The sequence below is a fragment of the Bradyrhizobium sp. Kon37 genome (genome assembly GCF_055807535.1).
In genome coordinates this window covers 319,004-343,370 of sequence record NZ_JBVVOY010000004.1, presented here as the reverse complement: position 1 = coordinate 343,370, position 24,367 = coordinate 319,004, and the positions used below count along the sequence as shown (strand labels likewise).

Below are 24,367 nucleotides of genomic sequence, written 5' to 3'. Positions count from 1 at the left end.
CGTCTCGAAGGGCGAGGCCACAACCGGGCCTTCATCCTTCGAGACGCTTGCTTCGCAAGCTCCTCAGGATGAGGATCACTGCTCCTCCCGCACGAACCTGTTCCGCAGCGTGCCGATGCCGGTGATGTCGATCTCCACGACGTCGCCGTGCTTGACATCAGGCGAGGCTCCGTCCGTGCCCATCCAGATCACGTCGCCGGGCCATAAGGTAAAGTATTTGGTCAGCTCGACCAGGAACGGCACCACGCCAAAGATCATGTCGTTGGTGTGGAAGCGGTTGGTCTCCTTGCCGTTGACCCGGACGATCGTTTCCATCTTGTCGAGGTCGGCTTCGGTCTCGATCCACGGGCCCATCGGCTTGAACGTGTCGGCGTTCTTCGAGCGCCACAGGCTGCGGTCGGCCTTCTGCCAGCTGCGCTCGCTGACGTCGTTGCCGATGGTGTAGCCGAACACGCAATCCATCGCATTCTGTTTGGTCAGGTGCTTGACCTTCTTGCCGATGACGACGACGAGCTCGCCTTCGTAGTGAATCTTGTCCGTCGCGAAGGACGGGATCATGACCTCCTCGTCATGTGCGATCAGCGCATTCTGGGCGCGATAGCCGATCTCGGGTCTGTCCGGCACCGCTGGCACCTCGCCGCGCTTGTCGGCGGCCTCTTTCAGATGCTTCAGATAGTTCAAGCCGACGCAGTAGAAAGTGCGCGGAATCAGCGGCAGCTCGAATTTAACCTGCGACAGCGGATGCGTGCGCGAGGTGCGTTGCCATTCGCCGAAGGGATCGCCCTCGATCGCGATGACCTGGTCACCCTCGACGATTCCCCAGGACGTCTTGTCCGCGGCGGTGAATTTCAGCCAGCGCATGCCGTGTCTCCGTTGTTATTCCGCGGCATCGCGCGCCTGTACTTTCCAGTCGCCGGCAGCCGGCCGCTTGAGCCCGAGATTTTCCCGCAGCGTCTTGCCGCGATATTCCTTCTGGAACAATCCGCGCCGCTGCAATTCTGGGACGATATGCTGCACGAAATCGGCATAGGAGCCGGGCACATAGGTCGCGGCGATGACGAACCCGTCGCAGCCGCGCTCGACGAACATTTCTTCGAGCTTGTCCGCGATCTCCTTGGGGCCGCCAACCATGGCATCCTGGACCTGACCGCGGCCGGAGAAGGTGACGAAGTCGCGCGCGGTCGGATTGCTCTTGCCGGAGTTCTTGAGCACGCCGTCGCGGATGCCCAGAATACCCTGCATGCTCTTCAACTCCTCAGTCGTCAGCGGCTCGTCGAGATCCTTGGAGGCGAAATCGTAGTTGAGCGCTTCGGCCAGCAGCGACAGCGCGTCGATCTGCAGCGGCAGCTTGTTGATCAGCGCCATCTTGTCTTCGGCCTCGGCCTTGGTCGCGGCGCAGACCGGTGTCGTCAGGTTGCAGAGGAACATCGCCTCCGGATCGCGGCCGGCTTTCGCGGCCTCGTTACGCACCGACGCATAGCCTTCCTTGGCGGCGGCGAGATTGCGTGCAGCGGTGAAGATCACCTCGCCCCACCGTCCTGCAAAGCGCTGACCGCGGCCGGACGCGCCGGCCTGGATGATCACGGGATGGCCCTGATCAGAGCGCGGCACGGTGAAGGGACCGCGCGACTTGTAGAATGGGCCCTTGTGATCGAGCCGCTTCACCTTGGCTGGATCGGCGAAGCGGCCGCTCGTCTTGTCCATGATGAGCGCGCCGTCTTCCCAGGTGTCCCAATGGCCGAGAACGATCTCCATGAATTCGTCGGCACGGTCATAGCGGGCGTCGTGCTCGGGATGAGAATCCCGGCCCATGTTGAAGGCCTCGCCGTCATTGAGCGAGGTCACGACGTTCCACCCGGCGCGTCCGCCGGACATCAGGTCGAGCGTTGCGAAGCGCCGGGCGATGTCGAAGGGCTCGAAATAAGTCGTCGAGCCGGTCGCGCCCAACCCGAGCTTCTCCGTCACCATGCCCATCGTCGTCAGCACGATCACGGGATCCATCTTCACGCAGCGGATGCCGTATTCGACGGTGTGGGCGTGATCGTTGCCGTAGCGGTCCGGCATCGCCAGCCGGTCGTCGAAGAAGGCCATGTGGAACTTGCCGGCTTCGAGGATTTTGGCGATCTCCTGATAATAGTCCGCCGACATCGAATCGTCGCGCGAGTCCGGATGTCGCCACGAGCTCGGCAAATTCGTGCAGTTCTGGGCCTGAAGGAAGCCGACCAGTACCATCTGCCGCGTCATGCTGCTGTTCTCCGAATTGCGTCAGGCCGAAATCCGTCAGGCCAGATCGAGGACCGTATCGAGCCTGTACTCGCGCGCCAGCGCGCGCAGCTTTTCCCAGGTCGCATCCTCGATCTCGATGCCGTCGCGCAGGCGCTGCTGCTCGCGCACGCCCTCGATCTCACCGGGATAGAAAACGCCCTTGCTGCCCTCGGAGGGCGGGGTCGATTTGAGATAGTGTGCGAACTCGGCGACCTCGCGCTTGAAATCCTGCAGCGGGCGAAACGCGGCGACGTTGAACACGGCCATGAAGCAGCCGTCATTGTGCCGGCCCGTGGGCTCAACGCCGAAGCCGAGGCCGGTGAGCAGGCCGCACAGGACCTCGACCATGGCGGCGAGGCCGCTGCCCTTGTAGCCCTCGGTGCCGCCGAGCGGCAGCAGCGCGCCGCCCTTGCGATACTGGGTTGGATCGGTTGTGTGCCGTCCCTCGGCATCGATGATCCACCCCGGCGGGATCTCCTCGCCGCGGGCGACCGCGAGCTGGATCTTGCCGGCCGCGACCGCAGAGGTCGCCATGTCCAGATAGAACGGCGCATCGAGATCGGACGGCACCGCGATCGAGATCGGATTGGTGCCAAGCCGTGCCTCCTTGCCGCCGAACGGCGCCACATGCTTCGGCGAACGGCCGGAATCCGCCGTTGCGATCGCGATCATGCCTTCGCGCATCGCCATCAGCGGATAGGCGGCGAGGCGGCCGACATGGCTTTGCCGGAAGACGGTGCAGGCGGCGACATTCGCCGTCTTCGCTTTCTCGATCGTCAGCGCCATCGCCTTGGCGTTGACGTGGAAACCAAAACCCCACTGGCCGTCGATTACGGTCGTCGTCGGCGATTCCTGTACGATGGTCCATCTGGCGCCGGGCACGATGTGGCCGGCCTTGATCCGGTCGACATAGGTGGGAATGGCGATCACGCCGTGGGAATCGTGGCCGGCGAGATTGGCGTTGACGCAGCCGCTTGCGACCGTGCCGGCCTCTTCCTCGGAAGCCCCGGCGGCACGAAGCAGCGCGGCGCTGATGCGCGTGAGGCGGTCGGCCTGGACGATCGGCATGGCGTTTCCTCAGGTCTCGCCCTTCGGGCTCTGGTTCTTGAGGGCCATCGTCTCAAAGCACAGATGCGATATCAATCTCCCGTAAACCAATACAGGGCTGCAAATTCGCAGCGAGCAGGGCCGTCGGGCGAAGATTCGTCCCGCGCGGTGGCATTTTCGACAGATTGGCGCAGGTCGTTCGCAGCTCGTTCACTTTGATCGACGGTTTGCAGCGCGCAATAACGACCACTTAGGCGATCGCCGGTCATAACGTCATCCGGGAAAAAAAGGCAGAAATGCCCGGGAGCTGAGATCGTGCCGACGACACTCGCGCGCACCTTTGCGGCGTTGAGCGCCATCAACGAAGCGATCCTCTACGCGAAATCGCCGGATGAGCTGTACCAGAAGGTCTGCGACGCCGGGTTTGCGAGTGGAGACTTCATGGCCGTGGCCGTGTTCCTTGTGGAGCCGGATGGCCATAAGCTTCGCTTTGCCGCTGGTCGCGGCGATGACGTGGCGCGGCTGAGCGCGATCGAGATCACCACGCAGGCTGGCACGCCGGAAGGCCTGGGCGTGGGCGGCGAGGCGTTCCGCAGCCAGAAGCTCTGCATCAGCAACGATTTCCTGAACGATCCGCGTTCGCTGGCATGGCGCAACGGCGCGGTGGCGGCGGGTGTCGGCGCGGCCGCGGCGCTACCCCTGATCTGCATGGGACGCAGTATTGGGGTGTTGTATGTTACGCGGTCGGGCGCCGGCTCGCTCGACGAGGCGATGGTCTCGTTGTTCGAGCGGATGTCGGCCAATATCTCTCACGCGCTGGAGAGCTTCGCGACCGAGGGAGCCCGCCTGGATGGCGAGCGGGCAGTGCGGCGGCTCAACCGCATGTTCGGCGCGCTCAGTGCGACGAACGAAGCAATTCTGCAAGCCAGCACTGAGCTGGACTTGTACCAGCGGGTCTGCGACGCCGCTGTTTATAGCGGCAAATCGCTTGCCACTTTCGTTCTGCTGCACGAGCCGGATTCCGAATGGCTGACGCCGGTGGCAGCGACCGGACATAATCTGGATCTGATCAGACAGTCGCGCTACTCGATTGATCCGGAGAGTCCCTACGGCAAGGGCATCTCCGGCGAGGTGTTCCGGACCCAGCAAGCGATCGTCGAGGACGACCTCGTCAATCGTACCAAGGGGACCACCTGGGAGCAGGCCAACGTCAATGCCGGCGCCGTCGCCTGCGTGGCTGCTCCCTTGATCAAGCGTGGCACCAGCATCGGCGTGCTGTTTTTCTTCGTGAGCAAAGCCTGGGCGAAAGACGAAGGCATCGTCGCATTGTTGCTGCGCATGACCGAAAACGTGTGCTTTGCGCTCGAGAACTTCGACCGCGACAAGGAGAAGGCCCAGATCGCCTTGGAGGAGGATCGGCTGGCGCGCATGTACGCGGCGCTAAGCGCGACCAACGAAGCCATTCTGCGGGCAAGGTCGCGCAGCGAACTGTTGGATCTGGTTTGCGAAGCCACGGTGCACGGCGCCAAGTTCGCCTCGACCTCCATTGCATTGCTTGACCGCGATGCGGGACTGCTTCGTGTTGTCGCGTCCTTCGGACCGAATGCCGAGGAAGTGCGATCCTTCAGACTGTCGGTCAGCGACAAGGAGCCGGAAGGACGCGGGCTGACCGGCACCGCGTTCCGGACGCGGCGGCCCTGTATCAGCAACGACGTCCTGGCAGACGCCCGCCTCAAGCCTTGGCACGCCAGCGCGCATCGCAATGGCATTAGGTCCTCAACCGCGATGCCGCTGTTCAACGGCGACAGCGTCGAAGGCGTATTCCTGTTCAATTCGCCCGAGTGCGGCACTTTCACGGACGAATTCGTCGAGCTGTTGCGCAAGCTCCAGGCCAATGTCGCCTTCGCGTTGGAGAACTTCGACCGTGCCGACGAGAAGGCGAAGGCCGACAGGCAGCGTGACAGGTTGAGCGGCATGTTCGAGGCGCTGAGCGCGACGAACGAGGCAATCATGCGCGCCAAGACGCGCGAGGAGCTGTTCGAAGGGGCGTGCCAGGCAGCCGTGCTCGGCGGCGTATTCGCCTCGGCGACAATCGGCATTATGGACGACCAGCGTGAACTCGTTCGCGTGGTTGCCGTGAAGGGGCGCCTCCAGGAGCGGATGGTGGGACGCACCTGTTTTGTTTCCGCCGACCATCCTGAGGGTCGCGGAATCATAGGGATGTCGCTGCGGACCCGCGGGCCCAGCGTGATCAACGACTATCTCCACGACCCCCGAGCGGCGCATTGGCACTCTAAGGCGATCGAAGATGGAACGCGAGCAGCTGCCAGCTTCCCGCTGCTGCGCGCCGGCCAGGAGCCGATCGGCATTCTGCTTTTCCTCGCGCCGGAAGAGAATACGTTCACACCCGATATGGTCGAGTTGCTCGGGCGCCTCGCCGAGAACGTGTCATTTGCACTCGATAATTTCGATCGCGCCGAGGAAAAGTCCCGCAACGAGGCGCGGACGGAGCGTTTGGCTCGCATGTTCGCGGCGCTGAGCGCGACCAACGAGGCGATCATGCGGGCGAAGTCGCGCGCCGAACTGTTCGACCTCGTCTGTCTCGCCGCATCGAACGGCGCCAAGTTCACCTCGACCACCATTGCGCTGGCGAGGGTCGATAGCGATCAGCTGGAGATCGTGTCGAGCGCCGGACCATCGTCTGACACCACGCGCAATGTCCGCCTGTCAATCGACCCCGAGCGCCCCGAGGGGCGCGGAATGAGCGGCACGGCGTTCCGCACCCGCCAGCCCTGCATCAGCAACGACTATCTCAACGACGATCGCGTTCGCGCCTTTCATTCCATTGTCCGCAACGACGGCGCGCGGTCGGGCGCGGCTTTTCCCCTCGTCGCACACGATCGAGCCGTCGGCGTCATGATCTACATGTCGACCGAGCCCGGCACCTTCACGGCCGAGTTCGTCGAGCTGTTGCAGCGCCTCGCCGACAACGTCTCCTTCGCGATGGAGAATTTCGACCGGGCCGACGAGAAAAACCAGGCCGACGAGCGGATCGAATACCTCGCTTCGCACGACAGCCTGACCGACCTGCCGAACCGAGAGACCTTCAACGCGCTGCTGCATGAGGCGATCGACGAAGCGCAGCGCCACGATCATCGCTTTGCGGTGCTGTTCATCGACCTCGATCGTTTCAAGGTCATCAATGATTCGCTGGGCCACGAGGCCGGCGATCTGCTCCTGCTCGAAGTGGCCAACCGGCTGCGTGGCGCGCTGCGCGCAAGCGACGTGGTGGCGCGGCTCGGCGGCGACGAGTTCGTGGTGATCCTCGATCGATGTGGCGAGATCGACGACGTCCAGCGCATCGCGAACGAGCTGTTGACGGCGCTTGCCGAACCCATGCAGCTAGCGGGGCACGAGTGCCACACCACGGCCTCGATCGGCATCGCGATGTATCCGACCAACGGCTCCGACGTACAGACGCTAACCAAGAACGCCGACATGGCGATGTATCTCGCCAAGGAAGACGGCAAGAACGGCTATCGCTTCTTCTCCAAGGAAGTGAAGACGCAGTCGATCGAGCGGCTGTCGTTGGAGAGTGCGCTGCGCCGGGCGCTGGAGCGGGATCAGTTCACTTTGAACTACCAGCCCAAGGTGGACATGGAGACCGGCCAGATCACGGGCGTGGAAGCCCTGCTGCGCTGGATGCACCCGGATCTCGGCAGCATCTCGCCGGCGCAGTTCATCCCGCTGGCGGAGGAAACCGGACTGATCGTGCCGATCGGCCGCTGGGTGGTGAAGGAGGCCTGCGCGCAGGCCATGGCCTGGCAGCGACGCGGCCTGTTGCCGGTATCGATGGCGGTGAACCTGTCGCCGCGCCAGTTCGTCGACGAGCATCTGTTGCAGGACGTCGACGAGGCGCTGGCCGCAAGCGGCATGTCGCCGGTGCTGCTTCAGCTCGAAGTCACCGAGAGCATGATGATGCGCAACGTCGGGCGTGCGCTCAAGGTGCTCGACGCCATTCAGAGCCGCGGCATTCGCCTGGCCATCGACGACTTCGGCACCGGCTATTCGTCGATGTCGCTGATGAAGCATTTTCCGATCGACACCATCAAGATCGACCGCTCTTTCGTGCGCGACCTGCCGCAGGATGCGGAGGATCAGGCAATCGCGCAGGCGATCATCAGCATGGGCAAGGCGCTCGGCATGACCGTGGTGGCGGAAGGCGTCGAAAACGCCGAACAGGAGGCGTTCCTGCGCGCCCATGGCTGCGACGAGATGCAGGGCTTCCTGATCTCCAAGCCGGTGCCGGCGCGGCAGATGGCCGAGCTGCTGCGGCCGATGGAGCTGCCCGGCGCGCCGCCGCTCCAGCCGGAGCCGGACCATGCCGCCACCGCGGCCGCGGCGCTACGGTTGAAAAGCGCTGTCGTCTGATGGCTGCGGGTGGAGCTCGCGGACGTCCTCGTCCCTGATCTCCGCCTTGCGTGGAAAATCATCCGGCCACGGAAGCGAGGTTTGTTCAGCGAAGAGCGCAATAATGACATGCGCTCCTTCGGCAAAGCTCGAGCCGTCGTCGAGGCCGAGCTCACGACACCACGCCTGCCGCATCGGCTCGTGCGTGTCGAGCACGGCCATCGCCGGACCCCACCACCAGGCAGGCGCCGGCGATCGTTCGTCCTCCGGCACGGCATGCCAGAGGACGAGCTCGTCCATCATGCGCTCGAATTGCAGGCTTGCGGCCTGATGCATTCGTTCCGTGCTCCCTTGGGTCGCGCCTGAAAGCAGGCCGATGCGCGGACTCGATCGTGGCCTTCGCTGTGAAAAGCTGGCTCGCACTATTGGCTGAGCCGATTGTGCCGCTCGTGTCGGCGGCCATACAAAAACATGCGGCGGCCGGGAAAGTTGCCGACGCCGACTGTGACAGTCTCTTTAGCCGCTTATGAGCCCGACCCGCAAGCCGCAATACCGGCGCCGCCGGCGCTGAAATAGCGCAGGCGGGGCTGATAACCGGCGGCGGTCATGTCGTTGTCAACTCAGCGATTAAAGGGTCGATTGCGGCTGAACAGCAGATAGATCGCGCGAGGATTGGTGGTCAAATAGCGCCAGAACAGGCGGCGGGGCTCGAGCAAGGTGCGCCAGGCCCATTCCAGCCCGATCTTCTGCATCCATCGCGGCGCGCGGGCGCGCCTTCCCGACAAGAAGTTGAACAGGCCGCCGGAGGTCTTGATGACGCCGACATTGGTGAGATGCGGGGTGAATTCCTCGACGAACGCCTGCTCGTTTGGCACGCCCAGCGCAACCCAGAGATAATCCGGCGCGAGCGCGTTGATCTCGTCGACCTTCGCGCGCAGTGCATCGCCACGGAGATACCCGTGGCTGTAGCCGACGATCTTGAGGTTTGGATACATCTTCCGGACGTTCGCGACCGCCGCGGCGTTCTCGTCCTCGCTCGCGCCGAACATGTAAAAGGTGCGGCCGACCGCTTCGGCCTTGCGCGCGACGACGTGAAACAGGTCCGTCGTGGCGACGCGCTCGGGCAGCGGAAACCAGGATTGCAGCCTGGACGCGGCCACCAGCGGCTGGCCATCGGCGTTGATGAGGTCGGCGCCGCGGAACAGGCGCTCGGTCTCCGGTTCGGTCGAGCACCGCGCCAGCACCTCGCCATTGGCCGAGGTCAGGTGCAGCGGACGGCCGATGCGATGGCGCGGATCGGTCGCCTCGATCATGAAATCTGCGGTCGCTTCCAGGTCGAGCGCGGCCATGCGAAGGCCGCCGATGGTGATCCGCGGCACGTCGGCGGTTGCGGCCCGGCCATCGAGATTGATGCGGCGCTCAAGCATATTGTCTGCCTCGTTGGCGAGCTTGGGCCATAGGGGTGAGTTCGTCGAGCACGACGCCGACGAGCTTGCGCTCGGCGCGGCCGAGCGTGCTCAATATCTCTTCCAGGCCGTCGTTGATGTCGAGGCTGGTCGGCAGCACCGCCACCAGCGCGTCGGCATCATCGAGCAGCTTACGGCTGCCGGCCGTGAGTGGCGCCGCGGGGCCGTCGAGGATCACGAGGTCATAGCCGCCGGCGGAGCGCGCCTGCTCGATCGCCTTGCGGATGGCGTCAGTGGCCTTGGTTGCGTCGCCTTCGACGGCCGGCAATACCGAGATGCCGTTGAGTGTCTTGATCTCGCGTGCGGCCTTGCTGCCGATCGAAAGCCATCCGACCTTGCTCGGCTCGCTCTTGCCGGGACGGTTGACCTTGTTCGAGAGCGAGTGCGCCTGATGGTCGGCATCGATCATCAGCACCCGGGCGCCGTCGCGCGCGGCCGCGAGCGCGAAATTCAGCGCCGTCACGCTGCGCCCGGTGGTCTCGCTGGCACCGACGAGCGCGATAACAGGCATTGTCTTTCCGCCGGCGCGCCGGGCCGCCGTAGCGCGCATGTCGCGCCAGGCGTTGAGCAGCGTCGTCAGTGGAAAGCCGGGGCGCAGCGTCGGCCAGCCCAGCCGGGTGAGGTCGATGCCGCCGCCGGTGGCGAGAATGGCACCGAGCGTGTGGATGACGTCGGCCTCCTGTAGGCGCGCGATCAGCGGCTTTTCGATCAGGGGCTTCTCGACCATCGAAGGTTGCAGCGGCGGGGCGGCGAGTTCCGGCAGTGCCTCCGCGACTTCCGGGGCTCGCGAGACCGGCTGGGGCCGGGCAGTCTGCGGCGCCCGCGAAGGCTCTGGAGCTCGCGGAGCTTGCGGCAACGGAGTACGATTGGGACGGGCCGGCGCCGGTGCCGGCACGAACGCACCGGCGAACAGCAGTTCGGCCGCGACAAACCAGCTCGATGCAGCGATTGCGCCGAAGATGAAACCGATCATGGCGAACAGGCTCATCGCCGGCGGGAACGAGCGCCGCTGCGGCACCGTCGCTTCGCCGATGATACGGGCCGCCGAGGTGTTCAGCGTCTCCTGCTCCTCGGTCTCGCGCGAGCGCTTGAGGAAGGATTGATAGACGTCACGGCTGGCATCGGCCTCGCGCTCGAGCTCGCGCAGGCGCACGGCGGCCTGGCTGAGCTGGACGCTCTGCCGCTTCTGCGCCTCCAGCGCCCGGCTGAGCGAGGCTTCGAAGTCGCGGGCGCGCGTCAGATCGTTCTTGGCGGATTGGGCGAAGCGGTCGATCTCTTCGTTGATGGTGCGCTTGAGATCCTCGACCTGCTTCTCGGTCTGGCGCAGCGCCGGATGACGCGGGCCGAGCTCGCCGGCTTGCTCCGCATATTTCTTGCGTGCATCGGCATATTGCGCGCGCAGGTTCGCGATGGTCGGCGATTGCAGCGCCTCGGAGTTTGCGCCTGCATCTGCCGTGGTGCGTCGGCTCGCCTCGATCTGGTCGAGGCGCGCCTGCGCGTCCATCGTCGCGGCGCGGGCGGCGGAAAGCCGCTGGTTGCTGGCGGAAAGCTGCTGGTCGCTGATCAGCGCGTCCTGGGTGCCGACGAAATTGTTCTGAGCCTTGTAGGTCGCAAGCACGGTCTCGGCGTTGCGCAGCCGCTCGCGCAGCTCCTTCAGGCGGCCGGAGAGATCGTTGGTGGCCCGCCGTGCGGCCGAGGCCTGCGAGTTGCGGGATTCCGCGAGGTAGGCGCTGGTCAGCGTGTTGGCGAGCATCGCCGCTTTCGCCGGATCGGTCGACCAGACCTCGATGTCGACAATGAAGCTCTTTTCGGTCTTGCGGATCGTGATGTGCCGGTTCAGCGCCTCGAGGGCGGCGAGCTGCACTTCCTTCTTCTCCGTGGCGGAGGGCGCGTGGGTCTGAAGGCCAATCAGGCCGAGCAGCGACGACATCACGCCTTTAGCATCTGCCCCGCCGAATTCGGGGTCCTTGTCCAGATCAGCCTGCTGGATCACATGGAGCAGCACGCTGTTGGAGGTGATCAGGCGCGCCTGGCTCTCGACCACCATCGACATGCCGGAGACGTCCTGCGCGCGAGGCGTTAGCTCGCGATCGACGAGCTGAAGCTCGCGCGGGTCGACATAGAGCTGGGCGGTGGCGGTGTAGCGGGGCGCCAGGCTCTTGCCCACGGTGACGGCAAGCGTCGCACCGAGCAGCGCGGCAACGGCAATGGCGACCTTCCGCCGCCAGAGCAGATTGACCAGCTCCAGCACGTTGAAGCCGGCGTGAGGCCGTTGCTGCGGAGCCTCCGGTCTGGCCCGGTCTATCGGCTGGTTGTAGTCAAGCATGATCCCCAGCTTTCATTCCAAGTGCCGCGTGCTGAGGGGGTACTCTTCGCTCTACGCCACGCACCTCAGATATAGGTGCCCACTCAACGCAACAGGGAAAATTAACCATACTCATTGAGGGACTATTCACCGAAATGGCAAACAAAGCGTTTAAGCGCATGCCACTCTTCGACGCGTCGTCGTGACGCGTGCGATGGCGCGGTCCTTCAGAGATTAACGGTTCGTTACCGCGTGCGTCGTGGCCGCGAGGGTTCGCTGGTCTTGCGATCGGCCGCGCGCGCACCATGGCCGTCAGCTTTTCCGCAGGATGACGTGATAATCGCCGCGGCGGACGTCGGTCCCGCGCGGGAGCACGGCGTTGAGCACGGCGGCGCCGGCGTCGACCAGGGCTGCGAACAGCGGCTTGCGCCGGCGCATCTCGGGATAGCGCGGGCTCTCGACCTCACGGCGGTAGATCATCTCGAGGCCGTTGGCGGCGGCGAACGCTTGGAGCCTCGGCAACGACACCAAGGGATGGAAGAAGGTCGGGAACGGCGGCTCGCCTGGCAAGCCGGCATCCTTGATCCCTCGAATGTGCCGGTAGAACCAGACGTGGAACCAGTGCGGCGAGTATTTGGTGACGACTCCGGACAACGAGCGCGGATTTGGCGCGCCGATCAGGATCATCCCGCCGCGCTTGAGCGCGTCGCGGAAATTCAGGAGTGCGGCGTCGACGTTGGGAAGATGTTCGATCACGTTGTAGCAGATCACCAGATCGAAAGTCTCGCGCCCGAAGCGGTAAGTCTGGATGTCGCCGAGTATCGCTTCGTCCGCGTAGCTGTTGTTGCGAACCTGGTCCTCGTCGATGTCGACGACGGTGACCTTGCTTCGGCTCAGCAATTCCGGTGGCAGTACGCTGCACGAGCCGCCTCCGGCTTCGTAGGTGGCGAGCTGGCCCTGCGGCAGTTCGCGGCGCAGCACGTCGTGAACGGCGAGCAGACTGTCGCGGGCTTCACCGGGGACGAGATCGTGCAGCGCCTGAGTGTGGGCGATGGCCGCGGGAATCTGGACCGCCGTGGCTGTCGCGAAATCGATCGTGGCTGGCTTGTTCATATTTTTTTCTGACCGCGCTTGTTCGACTTAAATTTACAGGAAAAATCTCGCGTAGCCGTAGAGCAAATCCGATGCCGCGACGCTTCACCCGTCGCGGTACTTACGATCGGGTTAATGAGCATGTGCGTTAACTACGGTATCGTCCGCGCCAGACGCCATCGGCTCGGTGGACCGCGAATTGCAGTATCACGCGCGCAAGGTTTCGCGGCAGAAACACCCGAAAGCAGTTAAGTGCATGGATGGCGGAAAATCGGCGGCGTGGCGCCGTCGCGAGGCTCCAACCGGTCATTCATTTTGGGACGGATTCGTCCCGCAGCGATGTGCCGTCGTGGGACGGCGCTGATCCCCGGGATCGAAGCAGGGCTTTTTCAATCTATCTCGGACATTTAGAACGTCATGACATTGATCCCGACAGACCTGTCCGCCACGCGTATCGCGGATGCCGTGCGCGATCCCAACCGGGAGATCGCGGCCAGTTCCCGGATTATCGACCTGTCGGTTGGTATCGTCGTCTGCATCCCCTGCTTCCGCCGCCCGCAGCATCTGCGGTTGACGCTGGACTCGCTCGAGAGCCAGCGCAGCCCGCGCTCCTTCGCCGTCGTCATGGTCGAGAACGATGCGGTCCGGCGCGAAAGCGCGCCGGTGGCCGCGGAATATCTCGCCGATGGCAGGCTTCAGGGTGTCTGCTTGGTCGAGAAACGGCAAGGCAACGTCCAGGCGATCAACGCCGCGTTCGAGACGGCGCTGGCGCTATTCCCCGCCGCGACCCGGTTCCTGATGATCGACGACGACGAGATCGCCTCGCCCGATTGGCTCGAGCTAATGGTCCGCACCGCGGAGGCGACCGGCGCCGATCTGGTCGGCGGGCCGGTGCTGCCGGTCTTCGAGGACCGCAGCATGCCCTGGCTTTCGCGCCACCCCGTTTTCTGTCCCGCCTATGATTACAGCGGCGCGGTGCCCCTGATCTACGGCTGCGGCAATTGCCTGATCACGCGTGCGGCGTTCGAGAGGTTCGCCCGTCCCGCCTTCGACCCGCGCTTCAACTTCCTCGGGGGCGGCGACTGTGATTTCTTCGTGCGATGCCGCGATGCCGGCATGACGTTCCACTGGACGGCGGAGGCTGTCATCACCGAGACGGTGCCGCAAAGCCGCACCAATTTCGGCTGGATCGCGAAGCGAGGCCTGCGCATCGGCGCGATCAATTATCGTGTGCAGTCCAAGGCCGCGCAGGGCGCGGCGGCACGCGTGTGGGTGTGTGCGCAGATGCTCGGGAGGTTGCCGTTGTCGCTGGTGCGCGCGGCCGCTTTGCTGAAATCGTCGAAGGCCGTCGTCGCGATGCACCCCGTGATGGTCGCGCTCGGCTCGGTGCTCGCCGCGTTCGGCATCGAGCCGAAGCCCTATGAGGCCTCGAAGATCGTGTCCTGACGCCGAGGCGGCGGGCTAAATACCAAACCAGGCGAGGGCGACCCTGACGGCGGAGCGCGGCAGCGATTTGAGCGAACGGCGCCCGACCATCCCGAGATAGGCGAAGGCCTGGCGATATCTGCCGAAGCGGACCGCTTGCATCGCCGAATACGTGACGAGATGAACCTCGGCAGCCTGGCGCAGCCCAGCTGCCATGCCCGCGGGCAATCGCGCCATGATCAGCCCGTCGTCGAACACCCGCGCGATCGCCGGAAAGAAATCCTGTGGCGTCCGCATCGCCGCGTTCATGGTGTTGGCCGTGTGCAGGCGGTAGTCGAGCAGCAGGTTCGGCGCAAATTCGAATTCGCCGATCGCGGCAAGACGGCACCAGCAGTGCCAGTCCTCGCAATATCTGAGCGAAACGTCGAAGCCGCCGATGGCGCGGAAAGCCTCTGCACGTGCCAGCGCAATGCCGCCATTGACGATGAAATTGCCGGCCGCGAGCCGCGCCAGCACGTCGCCGGACGGTTTGCGGCGTCCTTTCAGCAGATCCCGTCGGCCGATCTGGCGTCCCTCGCTGTCGATCGTGTTGTAGTCGCCGTAGACGAGAACCGCTCGCGGCGCACCCCGCGCAGCCGCCAGCAGCGCCGCGACCGCGCCGGGCCGCAGGCGATCGTCGGCATCGAGGAAGAGCAGCCATTGGCTGCTCGCATGCTGTGCGCCGAGATTGCGCGCTGCCGATACGCCGGCGGCGCCGTTGGTCATCAGGCGCAGTCGAGGGTCACGAATGGCGCGGACGATCGCGGTGGTGTCGTCGGTCGAGCCGTCGTCCACAACGATCACTTCGCTGACCTCGGCCTGAGCCAGTGCGCTGGCGAGGGTTTCGCCGACATAGGCCGCAACGTTCTTGGCCGGAATGACGACGGACACTGATGTGGTTGAGCCGACTTGCAGCGGCAAGCGCGCCGCCGGAGCGACGCGTGATGTGGCCGGTAATTCGAGAATTTCTTCGGCGGTAATCAAACTACGGCTCGCCTTTAAGGATCTGTTAACCAGGGCGCGTCTGCGAAATTGGAAATGCGATCGGTCGCAACCTTGGTCGCGGCGAATGATACTCGCATTACGGTCAAATCGTTGCCGCGAAGGCCGGCGCACCTCTGGTTTCGTAGAATAGCGTTAAGCCGCCGGCATTAAGCCTGTGGCAAATTTGGAAGAGTGCGACAGCCGGTCCCATGCGAGAATGCGCACCGAACTCCCGCGGATGGACCCAGTGCCCGCAAAGACATTCGACTACGATCCCGACGACATGGTCCTCAACCTGTTCTACGAGGACAAGGACGATCGCTGGTTTCCCGGCGACCGGCATCTGCGCCGCATGGCGCGTCGCATGTTGCTCGGCGAGCCGCGCATGAGCGGGCAGCTCCGCGTGTTCCTCAATCTCTGTGCGGGGCTCGATCGGCTGGGTATCCGCTACCGCGTCAATGACTATGGCTACATCGCGCGGCATCCGGACGAACTCGCCTGCATCATCGGCCGCACCTTCCTGCTCGACAAATTCGCCTGGAAAAATCCGATCCTGCTCGGCGTCGCCGCCCACAATCATCCACTCGACGATCCCGACCTGTTCAAGCGCCTGCCGGTTAAGAAGGTCGTGGTGCCCGGCCCGTGGTACGCCGACATGTATCGGCCGCATTGGCCCGACACGGAGGCCTGGCCGATCGGCATCGACACGGATCTCTGGGCACCGTCGCCGACGTCGCAAAAGAGCGTCGACGTCCTGATCTACGATAAGGTGCACTGGGACCGCGATCGCTACGCGGCGGAGCTGATCGAACCCGTCCGCGCCCGGCTCAGGAGGGAAGGCCGCTCGTTCACGGAACTGCGTTACGGCAGCTACAAGGAAGAAGACTATCGGGCCGCGCTCGCGCAATCTCGTGCGATGATCTTTCTGTGCCAGAACGAGAGCCAGGGCATTGCCTACCAGCAGGCATTGTCTTGCGGCGTGCCGGTGCTCGCCTGGGATCCCGGCGGCGCTTGGCGGGACCCCGATTATTATCCGCATCGCGTCCAGTTCGCGCCGGTGTCGTCGGTGCCGTACTGGGATGATCGTTGCGGCGCCAAGTTCGTCGACATCGCAGGGTTCGAGGCGGGGTGGGACGAGTTCTGGGCCGGGTGCGCCGCCGATACGTTCGATCCGCGCGGTTTCGTGCTCGACAATCTCACGCTGGAACAGCGTGCCCTGCAATATTACGAGATCGCGCGGAGCATCGTGCGGCAGCAGGCGCCGCAGAGCTCCGGCGGACTGGTTGACGGATGCTTAACAGGGATCGGTTAGGACTTGGAGCTTCCCCCGGCTTCACCACCAGCCTCGAGCCATGGATCGCAGCGCCACTGACATGACCGACGTCGAGGCCCGATCGTTCGGCGACGTCCTGCGCGGTGGGCTTGCGGGGGTCAACGCCGTGCGGGCGGCGCGCTGCCTCGTCGCAGTCGCGGCGCTGCTCCTCGTGCTGGTGACACTCGATCCGTTTCCGGACCTGCGCAGCGAGGATGTCGCCACCGTGGTCGGCGGACGATTGGCGCTCACCTATGTCTCCTGGGGCCTGCTGGCCGCGGTCGCAGTCCTGTTGGTCGCCGCAACGGATGCGCCCGCGCTGAAAACCCTGGTGACGCCGCTGCATCTCTGCCTGGTCGGCTGGCTGTTGATCAACATCGTCTTCTCCGAGAATCGCGGAGTCTCGATGCAGCGCTTTGTGCTCGCAGCCAGCGTGATGTCACTCGCGGTGCTGTTGCCGTTGTTGCCGCCGACGCAGCGCAGCTTCAACCTGTGCCTCGGTGGCGCCGCGCTCGTATTACTCGCGCTCTGCTATCTCGGCGTCTTCGTGGCGCCGCAATACTCGATGCACACCGCACTCGACATCACCGAGCCGCAGTTGGCCGGCGACTGGCGCGGCAGCTTCGGCCACAAGAACATCGCCTCGCCCGTGATGACTATCCTGGTCTATGTCGGCATTTACTTGTCTGCCATTGGTTCGTTCGTGATGGGCCCGGCCATCGCCGCGCTGGCCGGACTCTTCCTGATCTTCACCGGCGGCAAGACGTCGTCGGTGCTGTGTCTTGCGATCTACGCGCTGGCCTCGCTGGTCTGCGTCACGCCGAGCCTGTGGCTGAGGCGGATCATCTGCTTCGTGCCGCTGATCGTGATGAACCTGCTGACGGTCGGCAGCGTCCTCAGCCCGGCGCTTGGGGCGATGACGCGGCTGCTTCCGCTCGATCCCACCTTCACCGGCCGTTCCGCCATCTGGGAGTTCGCGCTCGCAGCCGTCGCCGAGAAGCCGATCATCGGTCACGGCTACGCCGCGTTCTGGGACGATGTGACCGCGCGGCAGACCGCCCAGGGCGCCGAATGGGCGACGAGCGCGGCGCACAGCCACAACAGCTATCTCGACCTCGCGGTCACCATCGGCCTGCCGGGGCTGTTGCTGGTGATCCTCGTCTTCGTGCTCGCGCCGCTAGGCAATTTCCAGACCGCCCGAACTCACAACCGCAGCGGTGCGTTGGCTAAGCTGTTCCTGACCGTGTGGCTGTTCGGCCTGTACTACGGGGCCACCGAGACCTTCCTGCTCGAACGGCAGAATCCGATCTGGTTCATGTTCGCTGTTGCCGTGGCCGGCCTGCACTTCCTGGCCAGGTTCCAATGCGTTGCGGAAACGGAACCGGACGACTTGTCGCAGCCGGTGCCGCCGCAGTGGCATCGGCTTAACGATAAGCAATGAGGTCACTTGTGGCCGCGACAAAACATAATCTATCTGGAAACACCCAGTAATCGCATGTCCCGCGGATGACGATCCTCAGCGTCGAGCAACCAGATGGTCTTGTGTCCAGTACGTCGGGAATCGCGGTCGATTTCGTGCGTGACTGGCAGCGGGCCGCATCGCGCCTGAACGCAGGCCATCGCACTGCATTCCAGCATGGATACTGGCTCGGCGCCTGGTACGAGGCGTTCCACGATCTCTCGCCGCTGATTGCATTGATCTCCGATGCCACGACCGGCAGGGACATCGCAATCGTGCCGATGATCAGCCATCTCAGGCGCGGCATCCGCATCGTCGAGTTCGCCGATTTCGGCGTCTCCGACAACAACGCGCCGATCCTTGGGCTAGATGCCGCGTTGGACGCCGCGGCGACGGAGGCGATCGGCACGGCGCTGATCGACGCATTGCGCGCATTGCCGGACCGCTTCGATTTGCTGCGCCTGAAGAAGATGCCGGCCCAGATCGGCGGCAGGCCGAACCCGCTGGTGGCGCTCGGCCGGATAGGATCCTGCTCGCTCAACGGCAACGTCGTGCTGACCGGCGACGACTATGAAGCTTACCAGGCCTCGATCAAGCGCATGCAGATGCCGCGCTGCTGGCGCGTCTTCAGCCGTCACGACGGCGCGCGATTCGAGATCGCTACCGATGTCGCGCGTGCGCGCGAGCTGCTGGACGTGATGGATGCCCAGCAGCAGGCACGCATGCGAAAGCTGGGTTCGCGCTTCGTCCTCAACGACGAAACCCATGCGCAGTTCTACCGCGAAGTCGCCCATCAGGGTGTCGCGGACGGTTATGCCGTCATCTCGGCGCTGGTCTGCGACGAGGCCGTCGTTGCCACCACGCTCGGCGTCAGATTCGGTGCGACCTATTTTCTGCTGCGCATCAGCCACGCCGGCGATTCATGGTCGAGCTGCTCGCCGGGTCTGCTCGTGACCGAGCGCACCATGGCGGCGTTGCATGCGCAGGGCGTGCGCCGTTTCGACCTCAGCATCGGCAACCAGGACTACAAGCGCCGCTTCGGTGCCGAGCCGGTGCCGCTGACCGATGTGAGCGTCGCGCTGTCCTGGCGCGGCATGCCCTTCGCGTGGCGTGACCACGCCGCCCAGGGCCTGCGCCGTCATCCCAGACTGGCCGCCTTTGCGGCGAAGGCGATTGGCAAGGGGACGCGCTGACGGGCGCTCCCCTCGCATCAGACGTGCAGCTCAGCCATGTAGCTTAACCGTGCAGCTTCCTGGCTGTCTCCGCGATCTGGCGGCCCTGATAGCGTGCACCTGCAAGTTCGTTGGCGCTGGGCTGCCGGCTACCGTCGCCGCCGGTGATCGTGGTGGCGCCGTAAGGTGCGCCGCCGGTGACCTCCTCGAGCTTCATCTGGCCGGCAAAGCCGTAGTTCAGGCCGACCACGACCATGCCGAAATGCAAGAGGTTGGTGATGATCGAGAACAGCGTCGTCTCCTGGCCGCCATGCTGGGTCGCGGTCGCCGTGAAGGCGCCGCCGACCTTGCCGTGCAGCGCGCCCTTGGCCCAGAGCCCACCGGCCTGGTCGAGGAAGTTCGCCATCTGCGAGGCCATGCGGCCGAAGCGGGTGCCGGTGCCGACGATGATTGCGTCGTAGTTTGCGAGGTCCTCGATCGTCGCGACGGGGGCGGCCTGGTCGAGCTTGTAATAGGACGCCTTGGCGACCTCGGCCGGCACCAGCTCGGGCACGCGCTTGATGTCGACGGTGGCACCGGCTTCGCGCGCGCCTTCGGCCACGGCATTGGCCATCGCTTCGATGTGGCCATAGGCGGAATAATAAAGGACGAGAACTTTGGTCATGATGGTCTCCGTTGGATGCAGATCTGATGGGTTGGTGCCGCGGGCGTCATGCCGGGACAGGCCCCGCCATGACGGATGCGTTGCTAGGCCGCGTCGACGAGCACGATCTCGGAATCTTCCAGTGCCGTGATCTTCAGCCTGTCCTCGTCGCGGATCGCCGCACCATCGCGGGCGTTGACGCGCACGCCGTTGATCTCGACTGACCCCGCAGCGGGCACGAGATAGAGATGCCGCGACCTCTCGGGCTCGTACTCCGCGCTCTCGCCCGCCTTCAGCGTGGTGGCGAGCACCCGCGCATCGGCGCGGATCGGCAGCGCGTCTGTGTCCTTCTCGAAGCCGCTCGCGATGGTGACGAGCTTGCCCGAGCGGTCTCCTTTCGGAAACGGCTTCGAGCCCCAGGTCGGCTGTCCCCCGCGCGCGGTCGGCTCGATCCAGATCTGGAAGATGCGTGTCCTGGTCGGTTCGAGATTGTACTCGGAGTGGCGGATGCCGCTGCCGGCGCTCATCACCTGCACGTCGCCCGCTTCGGTGCGGCCTTCGTTGCCGAGGCTGTCTTGATGGGTGATCGCGCCCTCGCGCACATAGGTGATGATTTCCATGTTGGCGTGGGGATGGGCGGGAAAGCCGGTGTTCGGCGCGATCTCGTCGTCGTTCCACACCCGCAAGGCGCCGTGACCCATGTTGTCGGGGTCATAATGGCTTGCGAAGGAGAAATGATGCTTAGCGTTGAGCCAGCCGTGATCGGCGCCGCCGAGCTTTGCGAAGGGTCTGAGTTCGATCATCTGCGTAATTCCTTGTTTGAGCGGGCGGCGCCTTGATCAGGCGCCGAAACCGCCGTCGACGTTGAGCACCGTGCCCGTGACGAAGGAGGCTTCCGGACTTGCGAGGAACACGACGCCAGCCGCGACTTCCTCGGGGCGGCCGAAGCGCTGCAGCGCGTGCTGCTTGCGCTGGGTCTCGGCGAACTCGCCGCCGTCCTTTGGGTTCATGTCGGTGTCGATCGAGCCGGGCTGCACCACGTTCACGGTGATGCCGCGCGGGCCGAGGTCGCGGGCTGCGCCCCTGGTGTAACCGACCACGGCGGCCTTGGTGGCGACGTAGTCCGCAAGTCCCGGGAACGAGGCGCGGTCGGCAAGCATCGAACCAACCGTGACGATGCGGCCGCCTTCCCCCATCAATTGCGAAGCGGCGCGGATCGCCGCGATCACGCCATGCACGTTGACGGCATCCTGGCGGGCGAGCGCTTCGGTGTCGGCATTGGCATCGTCGATCGCGCCGCCGCTCGCGACGCCGGCATTGTTGACGAGGATGTCGAGATGGCCGAACTCCTTTGCGACATCGTTGACGAGCTGCGTCACGTCCTTGGCCGAGGCTTGGTCCGCCCTGAAGGCGCGCGCCTTGACGCCCTTGGCCTTCAACTCGGTGACGACCGCTTCCGCCTTTTCGGGAGAGGCGACGTAGCTGATGGCGACATCAGCACCTTGATCGGCGAGTGCGCGGGCAGAGGCCGCGCCGATGCCGCGCGAGCCGCCGGTGACGAGGGCAACCTTGCCTGCGAGCTTCTTGGTCATTGGATTTCTCCATTGCTGAATTTCTGATGACCCTTGGATAAGCCTCCGCCTGTGGTATAGAAATAGAAACTGTTGAAACGTATTGTTTCCTTAAACCGCCCAATGGGATCCGCTTTCATGGCCAAACTCCCCGATTTCGAGGCACTCGCGATTTTTGCAAAAGTCGTGGAATTACGGTCGTTTGCGGGTGCAGCGGGCGAGCTCGCGATGTCCAAGGCGACGGTGTCCAAGGCGGTCACGCGCCTCGAAGAGCGGCTCGGCGCCCGGCTGTTCAACCGCACCTCACGCCGGCTCGCGCTGACCGATGCCGGGCATAAGCTCGCCGAGCGTGCGACCCGCCTCCTGTCCGACGGCGAGGCGGCGGAGAACGAGGCGCTGGCGCAGTCGGTCGCGCCACGGGGCCTGGTGCGGCTCGCCGTGCCCATGTCGTTCGGGATCAAGGCGGTGGCGCCGTTGCTCCCGGAATTCTTCAAGGCTTATCCGGAGGTCTCGGTCGATCTGCACTTGAGCGATGCGACCATCGATTTGATCGGCGAGGGCTTTGACATGGCGGTGCGGATCGCGCGGCTGCCGGATTCCTCGCTGATTGCGCGGCGGCTCTTCACGATGCCGCGCTTTACGGTGGCCGCGCCGTCCTATCTTAGGCAATACGGACGGCCGACGCATCCGATGCATCTGGCCGAGCACAAATGCTTCAGCTACGCCTATCTCTCGACGCCGAACGTCTGGCACTACACCAATGCGGCCGGCGAGCAGGCCAGCGTGCGTCCGGGCGGTCAGCTCCGCGTCAACAACGGCGAAGCGGTAATGCCGGCGCTGATCGCCGGCCTCGGCATCGCCGATCTTCCGGAATTCATCGTCGGCGAGGCCATCTCCTCCGGCGAGGTCGAAGTGGTCCTGAAGGACTGGAAGCAGGTCGAAGGCGCCGTGCATCTGGTGACGCCACCTGGCGGCCCGCGCCCCGCACGCGTCGAGGCGCTCGGCGATTTTCTCGCGGCGAAGCTGCCGGGTACGTGCAAGCGGCAGGCAAAGAAGAGCGAGCGAACAGCGTAGGTGCGGTAGGGTGGGCAAAGCGAAGCGTGCCCACCAATTTGATGCGAGGGATCGCAAGTGCCTCAGTATCGCCGAGCGCAAGGCAACATGTTCTTCTTCACCGTCGTGCTAGCCGATAGGTCAAGTACGCTACTGGTCGACCAGGTTGATCGGCTACGCCAGATCTACCGAACGGTCGGGCAACGCCGGCCGTTCGAGACCGTCGCGATCTGTATCTTACCTGATCACCTCCATGCGATCTGGGCGTTGCCTGAGGATGACGCCGACTTTTCGTCGCGATGGAATCTGATCAAGGGCAGCTTTTCGCGAGGCTTGGAGATCGGCGAGCGTTCACTCAGTAAATCGAGGAAGCGAGAGAAGGGCATCTGGCAACGCCGGTTCTGGGAGCACGCAATTCGCGACGATGCTGACTTGGAGCGGCACGTTGATTACATACACTTCAATCCTGTGAAGCATGGCCTCGTCACGCGTGTGCGGGATTGGTCTTTCAGCAGCTTCCATCGTAATGTTGATCAAGGCACCCTTCCCGTGGACTGGGGAGGGGATGTGCGTGATATCGCAGGGCACTTCGGCGAATGATTGGTGGGCACTGCGCTTTGCGCCTTTGCCCACCCTACGGCATATCGCCCAGTAGTACGATTACGACACCGTCACATCATTTCGCGCGACCACGCGCAAATTCGGCTTCAACGTCTCTTCCAGCTGGGACTTCAAATCATGGACACGCGGATCGCGCGAGCGCTTCGCGCAGACTGCGTATTGATGCACGGATTGCGCCAAGGCGCGTCGCGCTTCCGGCGTTCGCGTCACGTCGGGCTTTGAAAGCCGCAAGACGATGGCGGCGAGATTCACCAGCATCTCGTCCAGCGCCACGTCAATGGTCTGAAGTCTATTCATCGCTCCACTCCCTGGGAGGCAACGGTAGGGCCCGAGGGACGTTCCTGACCGGGCGGAACACATGGATAATGCTTCGTTAATCCCGCCGCGCGTCTTGTTCTTGCGGACGGTCACGCTAGGCTGGCGGCGAAATAAGAAAACAGGGGGAATCTGCCATGGATCGACGCGATGTCCTGCGCGCTGCTGCCGCATTGCCGTTGTTGCCTGTGTTGTCGAGCGTGGCTTTCGCGCAAGCCTATCCCGCTCGCAACGTCACCATGATCGTGCCGTTTCCGGCCGGGGGCCAGGCGGACCTCGCGGCGCGCCCCGTCGCACAGGCGCTGGAGCGAATCCTCGGCAAGGCGGTCATCGTCGACAACCGCGCCGGCGGTGGCGGTGGATCCGTCGGCAACGCCGCGGCGGCGCGCGCCGAGCCCGACGGCTACACGCTGCTGATGACACTGTCCTCGCTCGCGGTGCTGCCCGAAGCCGACCGGCTGTTCGACCGTCCGGTCGCCTACGAGCTCTCGCAGTTCATGCCGATCGCGCGGGTGCTGGCCGATCCCACGCTGCTCGCCGTGCCGGCCTCGGCGCCGTGGAAGACGGCGCAGGATTTCGTCGAGGATGCCAGGAAGCGTCCCGGCCAGATCACCTATGGCTCGTCGGGGCCTTACGGCACGCTGCACGTGGCGATGGAGATGTTCGCAAACAGCGCCGACATCAAGCTGCTGCATGTGCCGTTTCGCGGCGCCGGACCGGCGCTCACCGCGCTGCTCAGCGGCACCGTGCAGGCGATCGCCGCCGCACCGGGGACGCTGAAGCCGCAAGTGGAGGACGGCAAGCTGCGCGTGCTCGGCAATTGCGGCGCCAAGCGCATCGCAAGCTTCCCCGATGTGCCGACCTTCCAGGAGCTCGGCTACAAGGACGTCGAGATGTACATCTGGGCCGGGCTGTTTGCGCAGAGCGCGCTGCCGGCGCCGATCGCGACCCGCCTGCGCGAGGCGATGGCGCAGGTGATGACGAGCCCCGACGTGCTCAAGGCCTTCGAAACGTCGGGCAGTCTCGTCGCCTATCAGGACGCGCCGGCGTTTGCCGAGTTCGTGGCTATCGACAGCGCGCGGCTGATTATGGCGGTCAAGAAGATCGGCAAGGTCGAATAGGTTCCTGGCCCGTTTTCACAATTTTTTGTTGGTCCAGAACCTCTCCGCGTCTCATTGATTGAAGAGA

21 protein-coding genes are annotated in these 24,367 nt (G+C 64.4%); 8 read left to right on the top strand and 13 right to left on the bottom strand.

The features are described 5' to 3' along the window. Nucleotides 1–75 precede the first annotated feature (75 nt). The 4 genes from AC0L3J_RS12435 to AC0L3J_RS12420 all read right to left on the bottom strand — a co-directional run bounded on the left by AC0L3J_RS12435 (nt 76) and on the right by AC0L3J_RS12420 (nt 3,581). A complete protein-coding gene (locus AC0L3J_RS12435) occupies nt 76–861 on the bottom strand; it encodes a fumarylacetoacetate hydrolase family protein (protein WP_473347168.1) in 786 nt (261 codons plus the stop codon). A 15-nt stretch (nt 862–876) separates the two neighbouring features. Next, nucleotides 877–2,244: an LLM class flavin-dependent oxidoreductase gene (locus AC0L3J_RS12430; RefSeq protein ID WP_473347167.1), complete on the bottom strand. Its 1,368-nt coding sequence runs from the start codon at nt 2,242–2,244 to the stop codon at nt 877–879. Nucleotides 2,245–2,280: 36 nt separating this feature from the next. Next, nucleotides 2,281–3,333 carry an Ldh family oxidoreductase gene (locus tag AC0L3J_RS12425; protein WP_473347166.1) on the bottom strand — a complete coding sequence of 351 codons (1,053 nt, stop codon included), beginning with the start codon at nt 3,331–3,333 and terminating at the stop codon, nt 2,281–2,283. A gap of 71 nt (nt 3,334–3,404) precedes the next feature. Further along, nucleotides 3,405–3,581, bottom strand: coding sequence for a hypothetical protein (locus AC0L3J_RS12420; protein ID WP_158091731.1), 177 nt, complete (start codon nt 3,579–3,581; stop codon nt 3,405–3,407). Between the two features lie 46 nt (nt 3,582–3,627). On the opposite strand from AC0L3J_RS12420, the gene AC0L3J_RS12415 reads away from it, so the two are divergent. Then, nucleotides 3,628–7,743, top strand: coding sequence for a sensor domain-containing phosphodiesterase (locus AC0L3J_RS12415; protein WP_473347165.1), 4,116 nt, complete (start codon nt 3,628–3,630; stop codon nt 7,741–7,743). Here AC0L3J_RS12415 and AC0L3J_RS12410 read toward each other — a convergent pair. From AC0L3J_RS12410 to AC0L3J_RS12395, 4 genes are all read right to left on the bottom strand, one after another. Next, nucleotides 7,717–8,058 carry a hypothetical protein gene (locus AC0L3J_RS12410; RefSeq protein ID WP_473347164.1) on the bottom strand — a complete coding sequence of 114 codons (342 nt, stop codon included), beginning with the start codon at nt 8,056–8,058 and terminating at the stop codon, nt 7,717–7,719. The two genes, AC0L3J_RS12415 and AC0L3J_RS12410, sit on opposite strands and share 27 nt — an antisense overlap. Before the next feature lie 284 nt (nt 8,059–8,342). Then, on the bottom strand, nt 8,343–9,149 hold the full coding sequence (locus AC0L3J_RS12405) for a WecB/TagA/CpsF family glycosyltransferase (RefSeq protein WP_473347163.1): 807 nt from the start codon (nt 9,147–9,149) through the stop codon (nt 8,343–8,345). Beyond that, the gene (locus AC0L3J_RS12400; protein WP_473347162.1) at nt 9,142–11,514 is read right to left on the bottom strand and encodes an exopolysaccharide transport family protein; all 2,373 of its coding nucleotides are present in this window, start codon (nt 11,512–11,514) and stop codon (nt 9,142–9,144) included. The genes AC0L3J_RS12405 and AC0L3J_RS12400 overlap by 8 nt, the downstream gene beginning before the upstream one ends. Before the next feature lie 291 nt (nt 11,515–11,805). Then, the gene (locus tag AC0L3J_RS12395) at nt 11,806–12,606 is read right to left on the bottom strand and encodes a class I SAM-dependent methyltransferase (protein WP_473347161.1); all 801 of its coding nucleotides are present in this window, start codon (nt 12,604–12,606) and stop codon (nt 11,806–11,808) included. Between the two features lie 396 nt (nt 12,607–13,002). Between AC0L3J_RS12395 and AC0L3J_RS12390 the strand changes: the two genes are divergently transcribed. Next, a complete protein-coding gene (locus AC0L3J_RS12390) occupies nt 13,003–14,031 on the top strand; it encodes a glycosyltransferase family 2 protein (protein ID WP_473347160.1) in 1,029 nt (342 codons plus the stop codon). Nucleotides 14,032–14,046: 15 nt separating this feature from the next. On the opposite strand, the gene AC0L3J_RS12385 is transcribed toward AC0L3J_RS12390, so the two are convergent. Next, nucleotides 14,047–15,033, bottom strand: a complete 987-nt coding sequence (locus AC0L3J_RS12385; RefSeq protein ID WP_473347159.1) for a glycosyltransferase — start codon at nt 15,031–15,033, stop codon at nt 14,047–14,049. Nucleotides 15,034–15,280: 247 nt separating this feature from the next. On the opposite strand from AC0L3J_RS12385, the gene AC0L3J_RS12380 reads away from it, so the two are divergent. The 3 genes from AC0L3J_RS12380 (at nt 15,281) to AC0L3J_RS12370 (ending at nt 18,997) form a co-directional block, all read left to right on the top strand. Then, nucleotides 15,281–16,345, top strand: coding sequence for a glycosyltransferase (locus AC0L3J_RS12380; RefSeq protein WP_473347158.1), 1,065 nt, complete (start codon nt 15,281–15,283; stop codon nt 16,343–16,345). A gap of 40 nt (nt 16,346–16,385) precedes the next feature. Beyond that, the gene (locus AC0L3J_RS12375; protein WP_473347157.1) at nt 16,386–17,786 is read left to right on the top strand and encodes an O-antigen ligase family protein; all 1,401 of its coding nucleotides are present in this window, start codon (nt 16,386–16,388) and stop codon (nt 17,784–17,786) included. Nucleotides 17,787–17,851: 65 nt separating this feature from the next. Beyond that, the gene (locus tag AC0L3J_RS12370) at nt 17,852–18,997 is read left to right on the top strand and encodes a GNAT family N-acetyltransferase (protein WP_473347156.1); all 1,146 of its coding nucleotides are present in this window, start codon (nt 17,852–17,854) and stop codon (nt 18,995–18,997) included. A 43-nt stretch (nt 18,998–19,040) separates the two neighbouring features. On the opposite strand, the gene wrbA is transcribed toward AC0L3J_RS12370, so the two are convergent. From wrbA to AC0L3J_RS12355, 3 genes are all read right to left on the bottom strand, one after another. Next, complete coding sequence (wrbA, locus tag AC0L3J_RS12365; RefSeq protein ID WP_473347155.1) at nt 19,041–19,640, bottom strand: NAD(P)H:quinone oxidoreductase; 600 nt, start codon at nt 19,638–19,640, stop codon at nt 19,041–19,043. A gap of 83 nt (nt 19,641–19,723) precedes the next feature. After that, the gene (locus AC0L3J_RS12360; RefSeq protein ID WP_473347154.1) at nt 19,724–20,422 is read right to left on the bottom strand and encodes a pirin family protein; all 699 of its coding nucleotides are present in this window, start codon (nt 20,420–20,422) and stop codon (nt 19,724–19,726) included. 36 nt (nt 20,423–20,458) lie between these two features. Continuing rightward, nucleotides 20,459–21,211 (bottom strand): SDR family NAD(P)-dependent oxidoreductase, encoded by a 753-nt coding sequence (locus tag AC0L3J_RS12355; protein ID WP_473347153.1) that lies wholly within the window; start codon nt 21,209–21,211, stop codon nt 20,459–20,461. Between the two features lie 117 nt (nt 21,212–21,328). On the opposite strand from AC0L3J_RS12355, the gene AC0L3J_RS12350 reads away from it, so the two are divergent. Together AC0L3J_RS12350 and AC0L3J_RS12345 are read left to right on the top strand one after the other, a co-directional pair. Further along, nucleotides 21,329–22,264 carry a LysR family transcriptional regulator gene (locus AC0L3J_RS12350; RefSeq protein WP_473347152.1) on the top strand — a complete coding sequence of 312 codons (936 nt, stop codon included), beginning with the start codon at nt 21,329–21,331 and terminating at the stop codon, nt 22,262–22,264. A 57-nt stretch (nt 22,265–22,321) separates the two neighbouring features. Continuing rightward, entirely contained in the window at nt 22,322–22,843 is a 522-nt protein-coding gene (locus AC0L3J_RS12345) for an REP-associated tyrosine transposase (RefSeq protein WP_473347151.1), read from the top strand. Nucleotides 22,844–22,903: 60 nt separating this feature from the next. Here the strand turns inward: AC0L3J_RS12345 and AC0L3J_RS12340 are convergent, their stop codons facing one another. Then, nucleotides 22,904–23,161 (bottom strand): hypothetical protein, encoded by a 258-nt coding sequence (locus tag AC0L3J_RS12340; protein WP_027520456.1) that lies wholly within the window; start codon nt 23,159–23,161, stop codon nt 22,904–22,906. 155 nt (nt 23,162–23,316) lie between these two features. Between AC0L3J_RS12340 and AC0L3J_RS12335 the strand changes: the two genes are divergently transcribed. Beyond that, a complete protein-coding gene (locus AC0L3J_RS12335) occupies nt 23,317–24,300 on the top strand; it encodes a tripartite tricarboxylate transporter substrate binding protein (protein WP_473347150.1) in 984 nt (327 codons plus the stop codon). Nucleotides 24,301–24,367: the final 67 nt, after the last annotated feature.